This window comes from Pantoea sp. NPDC088449 (assembly GCF_044753225.1).
GTDB lineage: Bacteria > Pseudomonadota > Gammaproteobacteria > Enterobacterales > Enterobacteriaceae > Pantoea > Pantoea floridensis.
In genome coordinates, this window is record NZ_JBIVMT010000001.1 from 1,572,179 (window position 1) to 1,592,326 (window position 20,148).

General features: G+C 53.9%; 23 protein-coding genes and 1 pseudogene. 20 read left to right on the forward strand and 4 right to left on the reverse strand.

Going from position 1 to position 20,148, the window contains the following annotated elements; genetic code table 11:
• Positions 1–65: 65 nt before the first annotated feature.
• A pseudogene (locus ACIP6T_RS07475) lies at positions 66–567 on the forward strand (hypothetical protein); the annotation flags it as partial.
• Between the two features lie 700 nt (positions 568–1,267).
• The gene (locus tag ACIP6T_RS07480; protein WP_400456196.1) at positions 1,268–1,477 is read left to right on the forward strand and encodes an integrase core domain-containing protein; all 210 of its coding nucleotides are present in this window, start codon (positions 1,268–1,270) and stop codon (positions 1,475–1,477) included.
• 391 nt (positions 1,478–1,868) lie between these two features.
• On the opposite strand, the gene fliE is transcribed toward ACIP6T_RS07480, so the two are convergent.
• Entirely contained in the window at positions 1,869–2,180 is a 312-nt protein-coding gene (fliE, locus tag ACIP6T_RS07485; RefSeq protein ID WP_097096938.1) for a flagellar hook-basal body complex protein FliE, read from the reverse strand.
• Positions 2,181–2,436: 256 nt separating this feature from the next.
• On the opposite strand from fliE, the gene fliF reads away from it, so the two are divergent.
• The 15 genes from fliF (at position 2,437) to ACIP6T_RS07560 (ending at position 16,432) form a co-directional block, all read left to right on the forward strand.
• Positions 2,437–4,173 (forward strand): flagellar basal-body MS-ring/collar protein FliF, encoded by a 1,737-nt coding sequence (gene fliF / locus ACIP6T_RS07490; protein ID WP_097096937.1) that lies wholly within the window; start codon positions 2,437–2,439, stop codon positions 4,171–4,173.
• Positions 4,170–5,162: a flagellar motor switch protein FliG gene (gene fliG / locus ACIP6T_RS07495; RefSeq protein WP_097096936.1), complete on the forward strand. Its 993-nt coding sequence runs from the start codon at positions 4,170–4,172 to the stop codon at positions 5,160–5,162. The genes fliF and fliG overlap by 4 nt, the downstream gene beginning before the upstream one ends.
• Entirely contained in the window at positions 5,155–5,856 is a 702-nt protein-coding gene (gene fliH / locus ACIP6T_RS07500) for a flagellar assembly protein FliH (RefSeq protein ID WP_097096935.1), read from the forward strand. The genes fliG and fliH overlap by 8 nt, the downstream gene beginning before the upstream one ends.
• Positions 5,856–7,217, forward strand: coding sequence for a flagellar protein export ATPase FliI (fliI, locus tag ACIP6T_RS07505; protein ID WP_097096934.1), 1,362 nt, complete (start codon positions 5,856–5,858; stop codon positions 7,215–7,217). The genes fliH and fliI overlap by 1 nt, the downstream gene beginning before the upstream one ends.
• 22 nt (positions 7,218–7,239) lie before the next feature.
• Complete coding sequence (fliJ, locus tag ACIP6T_RS07510; RefSeq protein WP_097096933.1) at positions 7,240–7,683, forward strand: flagellar export protein FliJ; 444 nt, start codon at positions 7,240–7,242, stop codon at positions 7,681–7,683.
• Positions 7,680–8,942: a flagellar hook-length control protein FliK gene (locus tag ACIP6T_RS07515; RefSeq protein ID WP_400456200.1), complete on the forward strand. Its 1,263-nt coding sequence runs from the start codon at positions 7,680–7,682 to the stop codon at positions 8,940–8,942. The genes fliJ and ACIP6T_RS07515 overlap by 4 nt, the downstream gene beginning before the upstream one ends.
• Positions 8,943–9,072: 130 nt before the next feature.
• On the forward strand, positions 9,073–9,558 hold the full coding sequence (gene fliL, locus ACIP6T_RS07520; RefSeq protein WP_097096931.1) for a flagellar basal body-associated protein FliL: 486 nt from the start codon (positions 9,073–9,075) through the stop codon (positions 9,556–9,558).
• A 4-nt stretch (positions 9,559–9,562) separates the two neighbouring features.
• A complete protein-coding gene (gene fliM, locus ACIP6T_RS07525; protein WP_400456202.1) occupies positions 9,563–10,570 on the forward strand; it encodes a flagellar motor switch protein FliM in 1,008 nt (335 codons plus the stop codon).
• Complete coding sequence (fliN, locus tag ACIP6T_RS07530) at positions 10,563–10,973, forward strand: flagellar motor switch protein FliN (protein WP_008105402.1); 411 nt, start codon at positions 10,563–10,565, stop codon at positions 10,971–10,973. Before fliM ends, fliN begins: the two co-directional genes overlap by 8 nt.
• 2 nt (positions 10,974–10,975) lie before the next feature.
• Entirely contained in the window at positions 10,976–11,368 is a 393-nt protein-coding gene (gene fliO, locus ACIP6T_RS07535) for a flagellar biosynthetic protein FliO (RefSeq protein WP_097096929.1), read from the forward strand.
• A gap of 2 nt (positions 11,369–11,370) precedes the next feature.
• The gene (gene fliP / locus ACIP6T_RS07540) at positions 11,371–12,102 is read left to right on the forward strand and encodes a flagellar type III secretion system pore protein FliP (protein WP_097097688.1); all 732 of its coding nucleotides are present in this window, start codon (positions 11,371–11,373) and stop codon (positions 12,100–12,102) included.
• A gap of 40 nt (positions 12,103–12,142) precedes the next feature.
• Positions 12,143–12,412, forward strand: a complete 270-nt coding sequence (fliQ, locus tag ACIP6T_RS07545) for a flagellar biosynthesis protein FliQ (RefSeq protein WP_097096928.1) — start codon at positions 12,143–12,145, stop codon at positions 12,410–12,412.
• The gene (gene fliR, locus ACIP6T_RS07550) at positions 12,412–13,200 is read left to right on the forward strand and encodes a flagellar biosynthetic protein FliR (RefSeq protein ID WP_097096927.1); all 789 of its coding nucleotides are present in this window, start codon (positions 12,412–12,414) and stop codon (positions 13,198–13,200) included. Before fliQ ends, fliR begins: the two co-directional genes overlap by 1 nt.
• Positions 13,201–13,830: 630 nt before the next feature.
• A complete protein-coding gene (gene rcsA, locus ACIP6T_RS07555) occupies positions 13,831–14,466 on the forward strand; it encodes a transcriptional regulator RcsA (protein WP_097096926.1) in 636 nt (211 codons plus the stop codon).
• A gap of 262 nt (positions 14,467–14,728) precedes the next feature.
• A complete protein-coding gene (locus ACIP6T_RS07560; RefSeq protein ID WP_400456206.1) occupies positions 14,729–16,432 on the forward strand; it encodes a methyl-accepting chemotaxis protein in 1,704 nt (567 codons plus the stop codon).
• A gap of 101 nt (positions 16,433–16,533) precedes the next feature.
• On the opposite strand, the gene dsrB is transcribed toward ACIP6T_RS07560, so the two are convergent.
• Both dsrB and ACIP6T_RS07570 read right to left on the reverse strand, forming a co-directional pair.
• Positions 16,534–16,728 (reverse strand): protein DsrB, encoded by a 195-nt coding sequence (gene dsrB, locus ACIP6T_RS07565; protein WP_097096923.1) that lies wholly within the window; start codon positions 16,726–16,728, stop codon positions 16,534–16,536.
• A gap of 68 nt (positions 16,729–16,796) precedes the next feature.
• On the reverse strand, positions 16,797–16,955 hold the full coding sequence (locus ACIP6T_RS07570; RefSeq protein ID WP_097096922.1) for a YqaE/Pmp3 family membrane protein: 159 nt from the start codon (positions 16,953–16,955) through the stop codon (positions 16,797–16,799).
• Positions 16,956–17,266: 311 nt separating this feature from the next.
• Between ACIP6T_RS07570 and ACIP6T_RS07575 the strand changes: the two genes are divergently transcribed.
• The 3 genes from ACIP6T_RS07575 to ACIP6T_RS07585 all read left to right on the forward strand — a co-directional run bounded on the left by ACIP6T_RS07575 (position 17,267) and on the right by ACIP6T_RS07585 (position 19,901).
• A complete protein-coding gene (locus ACIP6T_RS07575; protein ID WP_097096921.1) occupies positions 17,267–17,500 on the forward strand; it encodes a DUF2525 domain-containing protein in 234 nt (77 codons plus the stop codon).
• Between the two features lie 356 nt (positions 17,501–17,856).
• Entirely contained in the window at positions 17,857–18,654 is a 798-nt protein-coding gene (locus ACIP6T_RS07580; protein WP_400456209.1) for a mannosyl-3-phosphoglycerate phosphatase-related protein, read from the forward strand.
• Positions 18,655–18,680: 26 nt separating this feature from the next.
• On the forward strand, positions 18,681–19,901 hold the full coding sequence (locus ACIP6T_RS07585) for a glycosyl transferase (protein ID WP_097096919.1): 1,221 nt from the start codon (positions 18,681–18,683) through the stop codon (positions 19,899–19,901).
• Between the two features lie 52 nt (positions 19,902–19,953).
• Here the strand turns inward: ACIP6T_RS07585 and ACIP6T_RS07590 are convergent, their stop codons facing one another.
• On the reverse strand, positions 19,954–20,136 hold the full coding sequence (locus tag ACIP6T_RS07590; RefSeq protein ID WP_097096918.1) for a YodC family protein: 183 nt from the start codon (positions 20,134–20,136) through the stop codon (positions 19,954–19,956).
• Positions 20,137–20,148 lie beyond the last annotated feature (12 nt).

The following is a 20,148-nucleotide window of genomic DNA, read 5'->3' on the forward strand; positions in this document are numbered from 1 at the left end:
ACTTACAACTAAGGCATAAGAACCCGTTTATGGAGTCTCTTATGCCCTGAGATGCGAGAGATACCATGTCACTCTGTACTGAGCTTGTTCTGCTCGCCTCGTAAGACGGGGCAAACATCCGGGCTGTGCCGCTTCTACGACATTACTCACGCCATCGCCTATAAGTAGCTTCGCTGCTGGGCTGAGGAGGGGCTTCCGGCCTTCTGGATCGCTCCCGCCCCCATCATTCTCCATGCAGGTCACTCGACGACGTTACTGACCTGCTGCGTATGGCCATAAGCTTCATCAGCACTGGGGGGCGTACAAGATTAAGCGCTGGCTCGAAGACCGTGGACACGATATGCCGGCTTTAAGCATCGTCCACGACCTGATGACTCGCAACGGCCTGCTGCCGGGCCCAGCACCCGCGTAACGTCACCGGAATACGACGAGGACGTGATGGTTAGTAAGGCGGATATCAGCGGCAAGCTGAGTGTAAAAGGCCTCGTCCTGAACGCAGGCAAAGCGTTCAGGGGAGAGCGTGTAGCTCTGAAGGAGACGCGGGAAGACGGTTACTACGAAGTGTGGTGATACAGCACAAAAGTGGGTGTGATGGATCTGAAAAAAGCCGATCACCATGGTTGTCACCAACGGTGCAAACGTGTTCACCATGTCCCCGAACACCTATCTACTATTTCCTCGGACCGTATACTTCGGCTTGGCGGGGGATAATGATGTCCTGCTCGTCGAAATGGCTTCGTCTTAGGGATGACTTCATGTGACTTATTGATCCAGCCCCGAAGTACTGCTCCATTCAGAAACAGCATGATAATGACTCCCCTGAGCGATCGTTATGCCGTTGAAAAAGTCACGATTCTCCTAAGAGCAGATTGTCCTTACCCTTAAGCAGGCTGAACTGGGTAGGTTCGTGCTGGAAGTCTGCCGCAAGCTGGGCATCTCCGAAACCACGTTTCTACCGTGAATAGGGGCTGTCGCTTCGGCGTAAACGTCCGCGCCACAGTAAATCCGTAATGAAACATCAACTAAAACCTCAGGGACTTTAGCCGAACCACATTTGGGGAATGGATTTTGTCTCTGATGCGTTGTTTGAAGGTCACCGGCTCACCTGCTGACGGTCATTGACATCTAAACGTATGAGTGTCCGGGAATTTCTGTGGGTCAGAACCTTCGGTCTGCAGAAGTGGCCGAGATGCTGGACAGCATTGCATCAAGGTGACCATTACCACTGCCCCTGAAAATAGATAATGGCTTTGAGTTTGCAGGAAAAATGCTGGGTAAATGTGTGTACAAAAATCATATCCGGAATGACTTATCACGGCCAGGCACGTCCACAGATAATGCCACGGTAGAGCCGTTCAGCGACATGCTGCGGCATGAGTGCCTGAAAGAGAACTGGTTCAAGTCTCTGGAAGATGCCCGGTGCAAAATTGAGGCCTGTATAACCAGAGTCGCCCCGATTCTGTACTTGGCTGGATGACCCCCATCCTAATTCGCCGAAAAATCTGCCAGCGCCGGAATTAACAACCAACTTGAAGCCAGTTATTCTTGATTATGGCTGGAGCATATCCGAGGCTAGGTTCAAATGAAGACATTACTAACATCGGCGTGTGTTAATCAACGGGGAACAAGTCACAGGCACACATTCGCATGCTGGTCACTTGCTGCTGGCGCAAACCCCAATTATGTAGCTGCACAAATGGGACACGCCAATTCGCAAATGGTCTACCTGGTATACGGAGCATGGATGCATGAGAACAACGATGAGCAAGTGAGCCTGATTAACTCAAAACTTGCTGATGTTGCCCTGCATATGCCCTATCGCAAAGCGTCATCGTTATAAATAATTAACCTTTCAGTAAGTTACAACCCTAAACCTGCATGTTCATGATATCGGTATACGCCGACACCAATTTATTACGCACCTGCACGCCCATCTGCATAGATATTGAGGATTTTTGCAGATCGACCATCACATCATTGAGCTGAATGCCCGGTTTGCCCATTTCGAAATCCTGCGCCTGGGTGCGGGCTGCCGTTTGGGTGTCGCTAATTTTGTCCAGTGCCGCTTTCATGGTGGCGCTGAAATCTACCTGATTGGTTGACTCAGCCTGCTTGCCGCTGGCCTGTAAAGACGTCATTTGCAGCTGCTGCAACACGCCATCAATCGCCTGAATTGACATTGCCTGTTCCTCATTCAAGAAGGGATTAAATTTTCACGATGAGAAAGTTAACACAGTGTCAATAGGACAAAGGCGCTAAATGAACGCAAAAAACCCGGCTTATCCAACCATCGAAGTGACACGATTCATCAAATAATGCCCGCATTGAAGTGGAATTTATTCTTTGCCCCTGCCGATTTTAGGGGGGAAATATTAGGGAGTACGTTTTGTCACCACAACACCACACCCGGTCAATTATGTCAGGCAGGAAACGGTCATGAATGCGAGTGCAGCCGCTACACAGGATACAGCAAAGAAAGGCTTCAGTGACCTTCTCGCCCGCCTGCGCGCCAATCCGCGTATTCCCTTAATTGTTGCTGCCGCTGCGGTTATCGCGGTGGTTTTTGCGTTGGTGCTGTGGGCTAAAGCGCCTGATTATCGCGTCCTTTATAACAACCTCTCTGATGAGGATGGCGGCGCGATTGTCACCCAGCTAACGCAGATGAATATCCCTTACCAATTCGCCGAGAACGGTGGCGCGCTGATGGTGCCCGCCGATAAGGTGCATGAGCTGCGCCTGCGCCTCGCGCAACAGGGTCTGCCGAAGGGCGGCAATGTTGGCTTCGAGCTGATGGATAAAGAGAAGTTCGGCATCAGCCAGTTCAGTGAGCAGATCAACTACCAGCGCGCGCTGGAAGGTGAACTTTCACGCACTATCGAGACGCTTGGCCCGGTAAAAAGCGTACGCGTACACTTGGCGATGCCAAAACCGACGCTGTTCGTGCGTGAACAGAAAGCGCCATCCGCTTCGGTAACGCTGAACCTGCAGCCGGGACGTGCATTAGATGAAGGCCAGATTCAGGCCATTCAGCATATGGTCTCCAGCAGCGTAGCAGGTTTACCGCCGGGTAACGTGACGGTGGTCGATCAGTCAGGTCGCCTGCTGACGCGTTCTGACAGCGAAGGTCGCGATCTGAACGATGCCCAGCTCAAATATGCTTCGGAAGTTGAAGCGCGCTTCCAGCAGCGCATTGAAGCGATCCTGAATCCAATTGTTGGCCAGGGCAACGTACATGCACAGGTGACGGCGCAGATCAACTTTGACCGCAGCGAACAGACCGACGAAAAATACCAGCCGAATGCCAATCCGAACAGCACGGCGGTGCGTTCGCGCCAGACCAGCAATTCCGAACAGAATGGCAGCCCCTATCCGGGCGGCGTGCCTGGCGCCCTGTCCAATCAGCCTGCGCCTGCAAACACCGCGCCGGTGACCAATCCGCAGAACAACAATAACAATAATGCCAACGGTCAGAATGCGAATGGGCAAAACGCCAACGCCAATGCGCAGAACAACGGCAGCACCACCAGCACCGCACAAGCGAGTGGCCCAAGCAGCTCCACCCGTAACGACACGGTTAACTACGAGCTGGATCGCACCATTCGTCATACCAAGCTGAACGTCGGTGACGTGCAGCGCCTCTCCGTTGCCGTGGTGGTGAACTACCGCGATGACGGTAAAGGCAAAGCGGTGGCGCTGAACGATCAGCAGATCAAACAAATTGAAGATTTAACCCGCGAAGCCATGGGCTATTCGCAAACGCGTGGCGACAGCGTCAATGTGGTGAACTCGCAGTTCAACATGACCGAGCCAAGCGGCGGCGACCTGCCATTCTGGCAGCAACAAGCGTTCTTCGATCAGCTGATGACCGCAGGTCGCTGGCTGCTGGTCGCGCTGGTGGGCTTCATCCTCTATCGCAAGCTGGTACGTCCTCAGCTGATGCGTAAGAAAGAAGAAGAGAAAGCGGCGGCCGAAGCCGCAGCAGCCCGCGCCGCGGCGATGGAAGAAGAGGAAGCCTATAGCGTGCAGCTCAGCAAAGACGAGCTGGATCAGGAGCGCAAATCCACCAATCGCATGAGCGCTGAGGTGATGAGCCAGCGCATCCGCGACATGTCTGAAAATGATCCGCGCGTTGTGGCGCTGGTTATCCGTGAATGGATGAGTAAAGAACTATGAGTCTGACCGGTACAGAGAAAAGCGCCATTCTGATGATGACCATCGGCGAAGAGCGCGCAGCGGAAGTGTTCAAACACCTCAATCAGCGTGAAGTGCAGCACCTCAGTTCGGCGATGGCCAGCATGCGGCAGGTGTCGCATAAGCAGCTCACCGAAGTGCTGCGCGAATTTGAAGTGGATGCGGAACAGTTTGCCGCGCTGAGCCTCAACTCGAATGAATACCTGCGTTCGGTGCTGATCAAGGCGCTGGGCGAGGAGCGCGCCTCAAGCCTGCTGGAAGATATTCTCGAGAAGAACGAGACCACCAGCGGGATGGAAACGCTCAACTTCATGGAGCCTCAGGCAGCGGCCGACCTTATCCGCGACGAGCATCCGCAGATTATCGCCACCATTCTTGTCCACCTCAAACGTGGTCAGGCGGCCGATATTCTGGCGCTGTTCGACGAGCGTCTGCGCCACGATGTGATGCTGCGTATCGCCACCTTCGGTGGTGTCCAGCCAGCCGCGCTGGCCGAACTGACCGAAGTGCTCAATGGCCTGCTGGATGGTACCAACCTCAAGCGCGCGAAGATGGGCGGTGTAAGGACCGCAGCAGAAATTATCAACCTGATGAAAACTCAGCAGGAAGAAGCGGTTATCGAAGCGGTACGCGATTTCGATGGCGAGCTGGCACAGAAGATCATCGACGAGATGTTCCTGTTCGAAAACCTGGTGGAAGTGGACGATCGCAGCATCCAGCGCCTGCTGCAGGAAGTGGAATCCGAGCAGTTGCTGATCGCCCTGAAAGGCGCCGAACAGCCGCTGCGCGAGAAGTTCCTCAAGAACATGTCGGCGCGTGCCGCCGATATTCTGCGCGACGATCTGGCCAACCGTGGTCCGGTACGAATGTCTGCGGTGGAGAACGAACAGAAAGCCATCCTGCTGGTGGTGCGTCGTTTAGCGGAATCTGGCGAAATGGTAATTGGCGGAGGCGAGGAAACTTATGTCTGATGCCTTTTCCGCCCGCGCCTGGCAGCGCTGGCAGCCTGATGATTTAGGCAGCCCCTTCAGCGCCGAACCGGAGCCGCAGCCCGCGGAGCCGGAAGAGGATGTTGAGCTGAGCGCTGAAGCTGAACAGCAACAGCAGCTGGAGCGCATGCAGCAGCAGATGCGGAAAGATGCGCAGACGCAGGGCTACAGCGAAGGCTACCAAAAAGGCTTTGCCGAAGCGCAGCAGAACGGCTACGACGCCGGTTTTCAGCAGGGCTTAGCCGATGCGCAGCAGCAACAGGCGCCGTTACAGGCGCGCATGCAGCAGCTGGTCACCGAGTTCCATCACACGCTTGAAGCGCTGGACAGCGTCATCGCCTCACGCCTGATGCAGCTGGCGCTGGAAGCGGCGCGTACCGTGATTGGCCAGGCCACGCAGGTGGATGGCAGCGCCCTGCTGCGTCAGATTCAACAGCTGATTCAGCAGGAACCTATGTTCAGCGGCAAACCGCAGCTGCGCGTCCATCCGGATGATTTGCAGCGCATCGAGCAGACGCTCGGTCCAACGCTGGATCTGCACGGCTGGCGCTTGCTGGCCGATAGCACGCTGCATCCCGGCGGCTGCAAACTCAGCGCCGAGGATGGCGACCTTGACGCTAGCGTGGCCACGCGCTGGCAGGAGCTGTGCCGCCTGGCCGCTCCGGGGACACTGTAATGACCTCGCGTCTCTCGCGCTGGCTCGGCGCACTCGATGCCTTCGAAGACCGCATTTCACAGGTGCAAACGGTGCGCCGTTACGGCCGCCTGACGCGCGCGACCGGCCTGGTGCTGGAAGCAACGGGTTTACAACTGCCGCTCGGCGCCACCTGCATCATTGAACGTAGCGATGGCAGCAAGATCACCGAGGTTGAGAGTGAAGTGGTCGGCTTTAATGGGCAGAAACTGCTGATGATGCCGTTAGAAGAGGTGGACGGCATTTTACCCGGCGCCCGCGTGTATGCGCGCGTGAGCGGCGATAACGGTCAAAGCGGCAAGCAGATGCTGCTGGGTCCGGAGCTGCTGGGCCGCGTGCTGGACGGCAGCGGCAAACCGCTGGATGGTCTGCCCGCGCCGGAAACCGGCTATCGTGCGCCGCTGATCACTGCGCCATTCAACCCGCTGCAGCGTACGCCCATTGAAGATGTGCTGGATACCGGCGTGCGCGCCATCAATGCGCTGCTTACCGTAGGTCGCGGCCAGCGTATGGGCCTGTTTGCCGGTTCTGGCGTAGGTAAAAGCGTACTGCTGGGCATGATGGCGCGTTATACCAAAGCCGATGTCATCGTGGTGGGCTTGATTGGTGAGCGTGGCCGTGAAGTCAAAGAGTTCATTGAGAACATCCTGGGCGCAGAAGGCCGCGCGCGTTCGGTGGTGATCGCCGCGCCAGCGGATGTTTCACCGCTGCTGCGTATGCAGGGTGCCGCGTACGCCACGCGTATCGCTGAAGATTTTCGCGATCGCGGCCAGCACGTGCTGCTGATTATGGATTCCCTCACCCGCTACGCCATGGCGCAACGTGAAATTGCGCTGGCCATCGGTGAGCCACCGGCAACCAAAGGTTATCCACCTTCGGTGTTTGCCAAACTGCCAGCGCTGGTAGAGCGTGCCGGTAATGGCACCCACGGCGGCGGGTCGATTACCGCTTTTTATACCGTGTTGACCGAAGGTGACGATCAGCAAGACCCGATTGCCGACTCGGCGCGCGCGATTCTCGACGGCCACATTGTGCTGTCACGTCGTCTGGCGGAAGCCGGTCACTATCCGGCGATTGATATTGAAGCGTCAATCAGCCGTGCCATGACCTCATTAATTGATGAGTCGCACTATGCACGCGTGCGTCAGTTCAAACAGTTGCTCTCCAGCTTCCAGCGTAACCGCGATCTGGTGAGTGTGGGTGCGTATGCCGCAGGTAGCGATCCGATGCTGGACCGAGCCATCAAGCTCTATCCGGAAATGGAAGCCTTCCTGCATCAGGGCATATTCGAACGCAGCGACTACGACGATGCCTGTTTGCATCTGCAGGCGATGTTCGGTTAGCGCTTTGAAGCGAGGTTAAGCCATGAAAACGGCTAGTGCTATCAATAAGCTGCGCGATCTGGCAGAGCAAGAGCTGGAGAGCGCCGTGATTCATCTCGGCGATATGCGTCGCGGCGTACAGCAAGCCGATGAGCAGCTCACCATGCTGCTGGATTATCAGGATGAGTACCGCAATAAGCTCAATCAGGATATGTCCGGCGGCATCGCCAGCACCCGCTGGACCAATTATCACCAGTTTATTCAGACGCTGGAAAAAGCCATCGATCAGCATCGCCAACAGCTTTCGCAGTGGAATCAGCGTCTGGAAACCGCGCTGAGCAACTGGCGCGAAAAGCACAAGCGACTCAATGCCTATCAAACGCTGATTACGCGCGCTGAGGAAAATGCATTACGACAGGAAAACCGTCTCGATCAGAAACGGATGGATGAATTTGCCCAACGGGCCGCATTGAGGAAAGGCGAATGATTACGCTGCCAACAGTTGCAACGCAAACCTCGGGTTTAGGAGACGCAGACAGTTCAGTTTCCAGCGATCTTGTGCAAAGCGTGGATACGCTGCCGCAGGGATTTATTACTGAGCTGGGTAACCGCTTGCTAACCCTGGCGAAGCAACAAGGTGTTAACGCGCAATCGTCTGATCTGACAGCAAAAGCTGATGAAAAAGACGTCACAAAAGCGTCATTAAGCGCATTATTGCAGGCGCTGGAGAAACCCGAGGCGTTAAACACACTTTTACAGCCGGTTAACCCTAAAGCCACGCTGAATTCAGCCGATGATAAAGACAAGAGTGAGGCAAGTTCGTTAAGTGCCAGCGACTTACAGAATGTGCAGGCATTATTTGCCATGTTGCCGGTGGCACTCGAGAACCGCACCAGTCAGTCAACGGTAAGTAACAGCGTGAACGACGGCCATGCCGATACGCGCGCTTCGCTTAATTCGGCATTGTTAAGCAGTTCGCTGCAGGGTGCAGTAAAAGAAGAACAGGCGCAGCCGCAGAGTGGCCAGAAGAAGTCCAGCGATGCTGTAAACCTCTTAACGCAAACGGCCGCCAACACGCAGACCAGCAGCGCGAGCACCACGACAAGCAACACCGGCGGGCTAACGCTGGATGAAAGCTTCAAACAGGTGCTGAATACGCTAAGCAAACCGGAAGAGCGCAGCGCGGCACAAAGCAGCAATGATCCGGTAACGCCGTTAACCAGCGCACCGCTAAGCAGCACCAGTTCGCTCATGACCAGCACCGCCTCGACCAGCACCACCCCGTCGACGCCGATGCTGAATGCGCAGCTCGGCAGTAACGAGTGGCAGCAGGCGCTGAGTCAGCAGATTGTGATGTTCAGTCGCAATGGGCAGCAGAACGCCGAATTGCGCTTACATCCGCAGGATCTGGGCGCTATCCAGATCAACCTGAGTCTCGATAAGGATCAGGCACAGTTAACAATGGTTTCCAGCCACAGCCAAGTGAGGGCCGCGCTGGAAGCGGCTCTTCCTCAGCTGCGTACAGCGCTGGCGGAGAGCGGTATTAACCTGGGACAGAGTAACGTCAGCAGCGACGCCTTCGCACAGGGCCAGAGTTATCAAGGCCAGCAGGAAGGACGTCGTGACGGACAGCACGGCAGCTTTACCCTCTCCCAGGACAATGACAACGAGATAACGCCTATTGCCGTCCCGGCAGCCCTTCAAGCGCGCGTGGCCGGTAACGGCGCTGTCGATATCTTTGCCTGACAGCCGCTAAACGCTGAAGGTAAGCGTAAAACCCGCGTCTTTTCTTCCCATTGTTTGACTTAAGACGCGGGATAATCTGTCCAGGTAAGCCGAGAGGCTTGCCCATAATTCACAGGAAGTAACTGCAAACATGTCTGATAACGCGAAAGCAAAAGGCCGCAAACGTTCACTACTAATTCCGGTGTTACTGATTGTAACGCTGGCCGCTTGCAGCGTGGCAGGCTATGCAGTCTGGCGAATGATGAATAAACACGAGGGCAGTCAAACGGAAGCGACGAAAGTCGAGCCACCGCCTGCTCCAGTATTTTTTGCAATGGATACGTTTACAGTAAACCTGGTCAATCCTGACAACGATCCCGACCGTGTGCTGTACGTGGGTTTCACCCTGCGTCTGCCCGATGAGGACACCCGTCGTCGGTTGAATGATTACCTGCCTGAAGTGCGCAGCCGTCTGCTGTTGCTGCTTTCGCGTCAAAGCGCAACCGTGCTGGCGACCGAGCAAGGCAAGCAGGCCCTGGTTGAGCAGATCAAACAGGTGCTGGCGCCGCCGCTGGTAAAAAATCAACCGACTCAGGTAGTCAGTGACGTGCTGTTTACCGCCTTCATTTTGAGGTGATTTAATGGGCGATAGCATTCTCTCCCAGGCTGAGATTGACGCGCTGCTTAATGGCGACAGTGACAGTGCGGAAGTAGAGAACAGTTCCAAAGGGGCAGATGGCGATATCCGTCCCTATGATCCCAATACCCAGCGTCGCGTGGTGCGTGAGCGTCTGCAGGCGCTGGAGATCATCAACGAGCGATTTGCCCGTCATTTCCGTATGGCGCTGTTTAACCTGCTGCGCCGTAGCCCAGATATTAGTGTGGGTGCGATCAAGATTCAGCCGTATCACGAGTTTGCCCGCAACCTGCCGGTGCCAACCAACCTGAACCTGATCCACCTGAAGCCGCTGCGCGGTACGGCGCTGGTGGTGTTTTCACCGAGCCTGGTGTTTATTGCTGTCGACAACCTGTTTGGCGGCGACGGTCGTTTTCCGACCAAAGTGGAAGGCCGTGAGTTCACCCATACCGAGCAGCGCGTGATTCGCCGCATGCTGAAGCTGGCGTTGGATGGCTACAGCGATGCCTGGAAGGCGATTTACCCGCTGGAGGTGGAGTACGTGCGTTCAGAGATGCAGGTGAAATTCACCAACATCACCACCTCACCGAACGACATCGTGGTTAACACGCCGTTCCAGGTGGAGATTGGTAACCTGGTGGGTGAATTCAACATCTGTATTCCGTTTTCGATGATTGAGCCGCTGCGCGAGCTGCTGGTCAATCCACCGCTGGAAAACTCGCGTCGGGAAGATAATCACTGGCGCGACAATCTGGTGAAACAGGTGCAGCACTCGGAGCTGGAGCTGATTGCCCACTTCGCGGAAACATCGCTGCGCCTGTCGCGCATTTTGCAGCTGAAACCCGGTGACGTCCTGCCCATTGAGAAGCCGGACCGCATCATTGCCCACGTCGATGGCGTACCGGTGCTCACCAGCCAATACGGCACCATCAATGGTCAGTATGCCCTGCGTGTAGAACATTTGATTAACCCGATTTTGAATTCGCTGAACGAGGAACAGCCCGATGAGTGACAGCAAGAAACCGTCCGACGACGACATCTCCGCGGACGATCTGTGGGCTGCAGCTATGAATGAACAAACCACCACCAGCGCGCCCGATCCCACCGAGAATGTTTTCAAATCCCTCGAGAATCCTGGCATCAGCGGTTCGCTGCAGGATATCGATCTGATTATGGATATCCCGGTCAAACTGACCGTGGAACTGGGACGCACCAAGATGACTATCAAAGAGCTGCTGCGTCTGACGCAGGGTTCCGTGGTAGCGCTGGATGGGCTGGCCGGCGAGCCGCTGGATATTCTCATCAACGGCTATTTGATTGCGCAAGGTGAAGTGGTGGTGGTGAACGATAAGTACGGCGTGCGCATCACCGACATCATTACGCCGTCTGAACGTATGCGTCGCCTGAGCCGTTAAGCATGTTAAAAAACACGCAAACCGCACAGCCGGTTCACAGCCAGCCGGTGGTCTCTACCGGCTCGGTGATTGGACAAGTCAGCAGCGTACTGGCGGTAATTGTGCTGCTGATTCTGGCCTGCGGCTGGCTGGCAAAGCGCCTGGGTTTTGCCCCGAAAACGGTGACGGGCCAGGCGTTGAAAGTCAGCGCCACCGTGCAGGTGGGTCAGCGTGAGCGTGTGGTGATTGTGGATACCGCCGATGCGCGTTTAGTGTTGGGCGTGACAGCTCAGCAAATCACGCATCTGCACTCTTTACCGCCGCTGCCCCCGGAAGAACAGACCGGGAACAGTGCGGCACCGCAGGATTTTCGTCAGCTCTTCCAGAATCTGGTTAAACGTCCCGGAAAACCTTAATGATGCGTCGATTACTTCCTCTTCTGCCGCTGCTGTTGCTGGCACCGGTTGCCCATGCGCAGCTGCCAGGTTTAATCAGCCAGCCGCTGGCAAACGGTGGCCAGAGCTGGTCACTGCCGGTGCAAACCCTGGTGTTCATCACCTCGCTGACCTTTATACCGGCGGTGTTGCTGATGATGACCAGCTTCACCCGCATCATCATTGTATTTGGTCTGCTGCGTAACGCCCTCGGTACGCCTTCCGCGCCGCCGAACCAGGTGCTGCTGGGCCTGGCGCTGTTTCTGACCTTCTTTATCATGGCGCCCACCTTCGACAAAATTTACTCCGACGCCTATGTGCCGTTCAGCCAGGACAAAATCAGCATGGCGGACGCCATTGATAAAGGGGCGCAGCCGCTGCGTGAATTTATGCTGCGTCAAACGCGGGAAGCGGATTTAGCACTGTTTGCGCGCCTGGCCAATACCGCGCCGATTCAGGGACCGGAAGCGGTGCCGATGCGAATTCTGCTGCCCGCCTACGTTACCAGCGAACTGAAAACCGCTTTCCAGATTGGCTTCACCGTGTTTATCCCTTTCCTGATTATCGATCTGGTGGTGGCCAGCGTACTGATGGCCTTAGGGATGATGATGGTACCGCCCGCCACGATTTCCCTGCCGTTCAAGCTGATGCTGTTCGTGCTGGTTGATGGCTGGCAGCTGCTGGTGGGATCACTGGCGCAAAGTTTCTACTCTTGAGTGGCGTTCGCCCTCACCTTTCTTTCTCGAGGAGTGCAGCATGACACCTGAATCAGTAATGGTTATGGGCCAGGAAGCAATGCGCGTCGCCCTGTTGATGGCGGCACCGATGTTGCTGGTGGCCATGGTAAGCGGTTTGATTATCAGCGTGCTGCAGGCCGCCACGCAGATTAACGAACAGACGCTCTCCTTTATTCCCAAAATCATGGCCGTGGCGGCAACGGCGGTAATTGCCGGTCCGTGGATGCTCAACCTGATGCTCGACTATATCCGCACGCTGTTTAGCAACCTGCCTTACATCATTGGCTGATGATCAACCTCGATAGCAGCCAGCTGATCCATTGGGTCGCACAATTTTTCTGGCCGATGGTGCGTTTACTGGCGCTGTTTGCCAGCGCGCCCATGCTGAGCGAAAAATCGATCCCGAAGCGCGTAAAGATTGGCCTGGCGGTGCTCACTACCTGGATCATCATTCCGGTATTGCCGCCGGTGGAGGTCACCTTATTTACCCCAGCTGGATTCTGGTTGCTGCTGCAACAGTTGCTGATTGGCATCAGCATTGGGCTGACCATGCAGTTCGCGTTTGCCGCGGTACGTATGGCGGGTGAAGTGATTGGCTTGCAGATGGGGTTGTCCTTCGCCACCTTTTTTGACCCCGGTAGTCGATTAAACATGCCGGTGTTAGCGCGTTTTCTCGACATGCTGGCCATGCTGCTGTTTCTGACCTTCAACGGACACCTTTGGCTGATTTCACTGCTGGTGGACAGTTTTCATACTTTGCCGATTAACGATCAGCCACTCAACGCCAATGCCTTTATGGCATTAGTGAAGTCCGCCGGATTAATTTTCCTTAATGGCATGATGTTAGCGCTGCCCTTAATAGTTCTGCTCCTCACGCTAAACATGGCACTAGGTTTGTTAAACCGTGTTTCACCACAACTCTCCATTTTTGCCATTGGCTTCCCGATTACCTTAACGGTGGGCATACTCAGCGTAGGGATGATGATGCCGCTGCTTGCTCCCTTTTGCGAACATCTGTTTAGCGAAGTCTTTGATTTACTCGCCCAGTTTATGTCAGAACTTTCCCGCGCAAGTTGATTAACTATTCTGTAGACGCCCTTAAGTAATAGTTAAGCAATCAAAATCAGTCTGTGCATTTTTCAAACCATATTTCTCAGAAATCAACTGAGGATATTCTGATAAATGCGCATTTTAGGTGAAAATTATTCTTATTAAACCGCGCTTCGCGTATTTTAGTCAGACGATTCTTAAGGTGACAAACCTTGGGGATTGGGTGTTGAAATGCTCAAAGGGCTGTTTTTAAACAAAAAAAAATTCACAGCGATTTTTCTTGTCTAAATCCCTTTTTTCCGGCATTGTCAACGCTCGCTAAAGCGTCACACTTTCGCGATTCAAATGTTTTTAAGAATTGTCCTATCAGATTTGTCTGTGATCTGCGCGATAGTGACAGGGCTCTCAAAACAGAGCGAATTAAACACTTAATGCAAATTCTCAGCTATTCCCGCTATGGCTGGGTGAAGAGTGACGTGGATGTACTAAAAAAAATAACTTCGCAGCACGGTTCAGGGAAGAGTCATGATGGCGCATGGATAACTATCGCCAATCTGCCGAGCAGAATAAAAAAGTGTCTTTGGAAATTTCTCTCGTACCGCAAACGCGTATTCATCGTTGATTTAAACGGATAACAAATTGGTGAGGGTCGCTATAATGCCAACGATTATTATGGATTCATGTAATTACACACGCCTCGGATTGTCTGACTATATGTCTGCCAAGGGAGTTAAAAAGAAAAATATTACTCCTGTGTCTGACATTGAACAATTGCAGCAAAGATGTGAACAAATAAAGCCGGGCGTCGTGTTTATCAACGAAGAGTGCTTTATTCACGAATCCGATTCTAGCGATCGTATTCGTGCCATTATTATGCAGCATCCTGATACCTTATTCTTTATTTTCATGGCGATCTCGAATATCCATTTTGAGGAATACCTCTACGTTCGTAAGAACCTGATTATTACATCAAAATCGATAAAAACCTCGACGTTGGATTCCTTATTAGGAACCTACCTGCAAAAGAAACTCAACGCTTCGCCGCGTATTTCTGCTGGGCTCGACGTGCATCCGCTGACATTAAGTCAGACTGAATCTAATATGTTGAAAATGTGGATGTCAGGCCATGACACCATTCAAATTTCAGACAAGATGCAAATTAAAGCTAAAACCGTTTCGTCACACAAAGGTAATATTAAACGCAAAATTAAAACCCATAATAAGCAGGTTATTTATCATGTTGTCCGCTTAACTGATAATGTCACCTCAGGGATTTATGTTAACGTGCGATAATTACCTGAAGTTAATTTCCCAAAATAATTCAAGCGGCAGGAAGGCGGTAGCGGGATGAATTCCAGGGACTTACTCAAGTAAGTGGCTGGTGTAAACACCTGCAGCCATCGCGCCTGCAGCTTGAAGTATGCAGAGTAAAAGGGCTAATCGCGTGATTGGCCCTTTTACGTTTTGCGAGTTTGATCCCACTTTCCTGTCTAATCCTTTCTCTGGCCCTGCCGATGCTTACTCTCATAACACCTACCTACATGAGAGCAAGGATATGAAAACAGCATCGATTGATGAGCAATATAAGCTCAGCGTCTGGCAGAACCTGCGCCTGATGCCTCTGTTCAGTATGATCTTTGGTGGCATTCTGCTGCTTTTTGCCCTGTGCATTGGACTCGCCAGCTACTTTTTAATTCAAAGTAACAACTCCCTGAATGATGCCACGGAAGAGATTCAAATCCGTATGGGCATCTCTAATAGCTCAAACCACCTGCGCACCGCGCGTCTCAATGTACTGCAATCGGGTGCGGCCGCGCGTATTGGTGAAATGGACGGTTATCGTGCCGATTTAGCCCGCACCGAAATGCGGATTAAGCAGGCGCGTGAAGGCTTCAAGATTTATATGGATCGCAAGGCGAAAACCCCGGCTGACATTGCGCTTGATGAACCGCTGACCACCAGCTTCAACGCCTACATCGATAAAGGCCTCAAGCCGATGATTGAATCGGCTAAGCAAGGCAGCTTTGAAGGCATCGTGGCGCAGGAAACGGACGTCACGCGCAAGCTGGATGATGCGTATAACGATGTGCTGTTGAAAGCGATTAAAATCCGCACCGACCGGGCGGAAACGATTAACGCTGAAGCCGCGCATCAATCACGCGTAGGATTTATTGCCATGGCGGCCGCTTTTGCCGCGGCTTTAGTGCTTGTAGTGCTTACCTTTGTCTTCCTGCGTCGCGTGGTGATCTCGCCGCTGCGTCAATCCGTCGACCGTATCGAACGCATCGCTCAGGGCGATTTGACTGCGCCCGAGCAAGCCTATGGCCGCAGCGAGATTGGCAGCCTGCTGCATAATCTGCAATTGATGCAGGCATCGCTGGTTCGCACGGTAGGTACGGTGCGTGAAGGCGCGGTGGCGATCTATCAGGGCTCCAGCGAGATCTCTGCCGGCAACACCGATTTATCGTCGCGGACTGAAGAGCAGGCGTCGGCGCTTGAGCAAACCGCAGCCAGCATGGAGCAGCTAACTGCCACGGTGAAACAGAACGCCGAAAATGCCCATCATGCCAGCCAGCTGGCCGCAGATGCCTCAGGCAAAGCACGCAGCGGCGGCGATCTGGTCAATGGCGTGGTGCAAACCATGAACAATATCTCCGGCAGTTCGAAGAAAATTGCTGAGATCACCAACGTCATTAATAGCATCGCTTTCCAGACCAATATTCTGGCGCTGAATGCCGCGGTTGAAGCGGCGCGAGCCGGTGAACAAGGCCGTGGCTTTGCAGTGGTAGCCAGCGAAGTGCGTAATCTGGCACAGCGTAGTGCGCAGGCGGCGAAAGAGATTGAAACGCTGATCGCTGAATCGGTGGGTTTAATTACCAATGGTTCACGTCAGGTAGGTGAAGCCGGTAACACCATGGGTGAAATTGTTGAAGCAGTACGCCGCGTCACCGATATTATGGCCGAAATCGCCGCCGCATCGGACGAGCAGAGCCGTGGCATTCAGCAGGTGAGCCTGGCGGTAACCGAAATGGATAACGTGACGCAGCAGAACGCCTCGCTGGTGGAGGAAGCCTCATCCGCGGCGGCTTCACTGGAAGATCAGGCAGGACGCTTGACGCAGGCGGTAGCGGTCTTCCGTTTGAGTGATAGCCCGGTGGCCCAGGTTGCAAAAGCCGCGCAGCCCACGTTGCGCACGCCGAACTTAGCGCCGCGCGCCGCTTTGGCGACGTCGGGAAATGATAATTGGGAGACGTTTTAATTTGGATGGGGGCGCAGTTTGAGATCTAGGTGCGGGTTGCCCCTCACCCTGCCCCTCTCCCACAGGTGGGAGAGGGAATAAGTAGGTAAGGGCAAAAGCCATCAAGCCCCTTCATACGGCTCAACAAACACCCCTTCCGCATGCTCACTTTCATTAAAGAACCAGATGCCCAGCGGATAATCTTCCAGCGCCACCAGGTACATGATGCCTTCGTTAAATGCCTCAACGGCCAGCACCGTACCTACGCGACGCGGGCCACCGTCGGTTTTTACCGTAACGCGGTCATTCACCTTCATTGATTACTCTCCACAAATTGTCCTGCGACACAGTGTAACGGAAGATAATCAACAGCGCCTGATCGCGATCAGCGTCGTGCAATAACCCACACCGCATGCACGATGCCCGGAATGTAACCGCACAGCGTCAGCAGAATATTAAGCCAGAAGGCGCCACCAAAACCGACCTGCAGAAACACGCCCAGCGGCGGCAGTAAAATCGCAATCACAATACGAAGAAAATCCATACTAACTCCCTGATATCACTTATCAATAAGCGCTAAGCATAGACGCTGCTGCGCACAATGCACTTCAAACGAGGTAAAACTCTGTCAAGATGCGGCTTTTCGTTTTCTTTACGTTTCGCAGAGAGACTTTTGACGCGGGCTGCTCGTACACTTATTCGCACTGCACCAACCCCAAAGGCGCAGTCAACCTAAAAGTAACAAGGATTTTTGCCCGCGCAGCGCGGGCTTTTTTTTGCCTAAATTCCCCCCGCCGCCCTCTTTGCATCAGCGTCTATACTGAAATGACAGCGGATCGCCTCTGGGAGGCCACCATGACTACGGCAAAAGAGTACAGCGAGAATGTGCAGCGCGAAGTGAATATTGATGTTGATGCTTTACTTGACGCGATACAGAAGAGAACCTCGGGCGAGGTAAAAGAGTTCATGGAAGCTGAGCAAGCCCATCGCGTCAGGGTAAACGGTGAGGCCTATGATTCATACACTGAGCTAGCCGAAGCCTTTGAACTGGATATTCGTGATTTCGCCATCAGCGAAGTGAATCGTTGAAATCGATTTCAAAAAAATACCCGGCGGGAAGGCCGGGTAAAATAATTCAGTAAATTCGTTACACCAGGGAATTCTTAACACCCTGTCAGATTACGCTTTAGCTTACTTAAGACAAGTCTTAACCCTGCACGTAAATCGAACATTTTTGCATAACCTTTCAGCGGTAAAACCCTGCACGCCGCGTCACTGCTCACTATTTTCCATGCACGAAGTGCGCATAGATGATGCGGCTTCCTCTGTCATTTAAGAATTATCCTGGTTATCGCGGCCAATAGCCCGGGAAAAAGTGTGATCGCGATTCCGCTATTATACTGATTACTCTTCGCTTTACGGATGCCACTGGCGTAAGGAGTGTGATGGTGCTGAGTCTTGACTCCCTAATGATCGTTACCGACCTTGATGGTTCGTTGTTGGACCATCATGACTACAACTGGGATGCCGCCAGTGAATGGCTGACACGCCTGAAACAACATCAGGTTCCGCTGGTAATTTGTTCCAGTAAAACTGCGGCCGAAATCATACCGCTGCAGAAGCGACTGGGCATTACCGGCGCGCCCTTTATTGCCGAAAACGGCGCGCGCGTGGTGCCAAGCGGCACGCACACCGCGCCCACCGAACCCAGCGCCGCCTATCGCGCGCTGTGCCAAACGCTCAAGGCTCTGCAATCCCACTTCCGCTTCAACGGTTTTCATGAATTTAGCGATGCTGAGGTCGCGCGTTTCACCGGGTTAACGTTGGCCGAGGCCAGCCAAAGCCGGCTGCGTGAAGCCTCCGAAGTGGTGTTGTGGCGTGATGACGAACACCGCTTAGCGACATTTCGCAGCGCGCTGGCCGAACATAATCTCGCGCTAACCCAGGGCGGGCGTTTCTGGCATGTGATGCCAGCAGGTTCGGGTAAAGGGATGGCGTTGGAGCAGATTCAGCAGCATGTCGCCCAGCAGGAAGGCAAAGCACGTATCACCTTAGGCTTAGGTGATGGCCCGAATGATATACCGATGCTGGAGCGCGCAGATTATGCCGTGGTGATAAAAGGCTTCAGTAAAACGCCGGTGAATTTGCAACGTAGTGATACGCAAAATGTTTACCACACCGCGCACGTCGGTCCACACGGCTGGCGTGAAGGACTGGATTATTTTCTGCCGCCGACTGAGTAACGACCTAACCCATACAGGATGAGACGATGAGTGATTTTTACCAGAATGGTGTCATTACTAATTTTCATAATCTCACCCACCGCAGCGTTGAATCGCTGGAAAAAGAGATGGTACGCTTTGCGCGCAAACGCAAAATGGGGCTCATTTTACCTTCGCTGTTCTCCGAGCTGGAAGGCCCTGCGCTGGACAATATCGTCAACGAACTGGCGAAAGTCCCCTATCTCGACGAGATTGTGATTGGTCTGGATCGCGCCGATCGCGACCAGTTTCTGTTCGCACGTGAATTTTTCTCGCGCCTGCCGCAGCGGCATCGCATTTTGTGGAATGATGGGCCGCGGCTGAAAGCGCTGGATGCCGAGTTGGATAAAGAGGGATTATCGCCGAGCCAGCCCGGCAAAGGCCGCAACGTGTGGTTCTGTACCGGCTACACGTTGGCCTCCGATCGCACCCAGTGCGTGGCACTGCACGACTGCGATATCGTCACCTATGAGCGCGGTATGCTAGCGCGTCTGCTCTATCCGCTCGCCAATCCGGCTTTTCAGTATGAGTTCTGCAAAGGTTTTTATGCACGCGTGGCCGACGGCAAGCTAAATGGCCGCGTGGGACGTTTGCTGGTGGGACCGCTGTTGCGCTCGCTGCAAAAGGTTTATGGCCATTCAGAGTATCTCGACTACCTCACCAGCTTCCGCTATCCGCTGTCTGGTGAATTTGCCATGCGTACTCACGTGCTTAACGGCATTAAAATTCCCGGCGACTGGGGATTGGAAATTGGCGTGCTTTCGGAGATCTATCGTAATTACACCACCCGCCAAACCTGCCAGGTTGAAATCGCCGATAATTACGACCACAAACATCAGCCGCTGGCTGAAGATGATGGCACCGGCGGATTAAAGCGCATGAGCAATGATATTGTGCAGTCGTTATTACGTAAATTGGCGACCATGGGCGTACCGCTCACCAGCGATTCGTTCCGCGTGCTGAAGGCAACGTACTATCGTAATGCGCTGGATATGATGGAGATCTATAACCACGAAGCCACCATGAACGGCCTCAAGTTTGATCAACACATTGAAGAAGCGGCGGTAGAAATGTTTACTCAGGCGATTCTCGATGCCGGACAGGCCTTTATTGAACGGCCTAACGAGAAGCCTTTTATTCCGAGCTGGAGCCGCGTGCAGTCGGCGTTTCCCGACATCCTGCAACGCATCTATCAGGCAGTAGAAGAGGATAATGACGGCAAGGTGTAGCGTGTGAGGGAGAACTACATTCGGGACGGCGCTGTTACCGTCCCGAATGTATTTAACTGGCCAGCTGCTGCGCGCCAGAAGAAGAGTGGCTGAGTTCGTCACTGTGAAATGCTTCACGGCGCACGCTATAGCCGTCATACCAACGACACTCGACCATTCCGCTGGCATAGCCGGTCACCACCATCGTGGGTCCGCCCTGTTTGTGCTGAACTTCGTCACTGATTGCAAAGATCATACCGCACCCTCC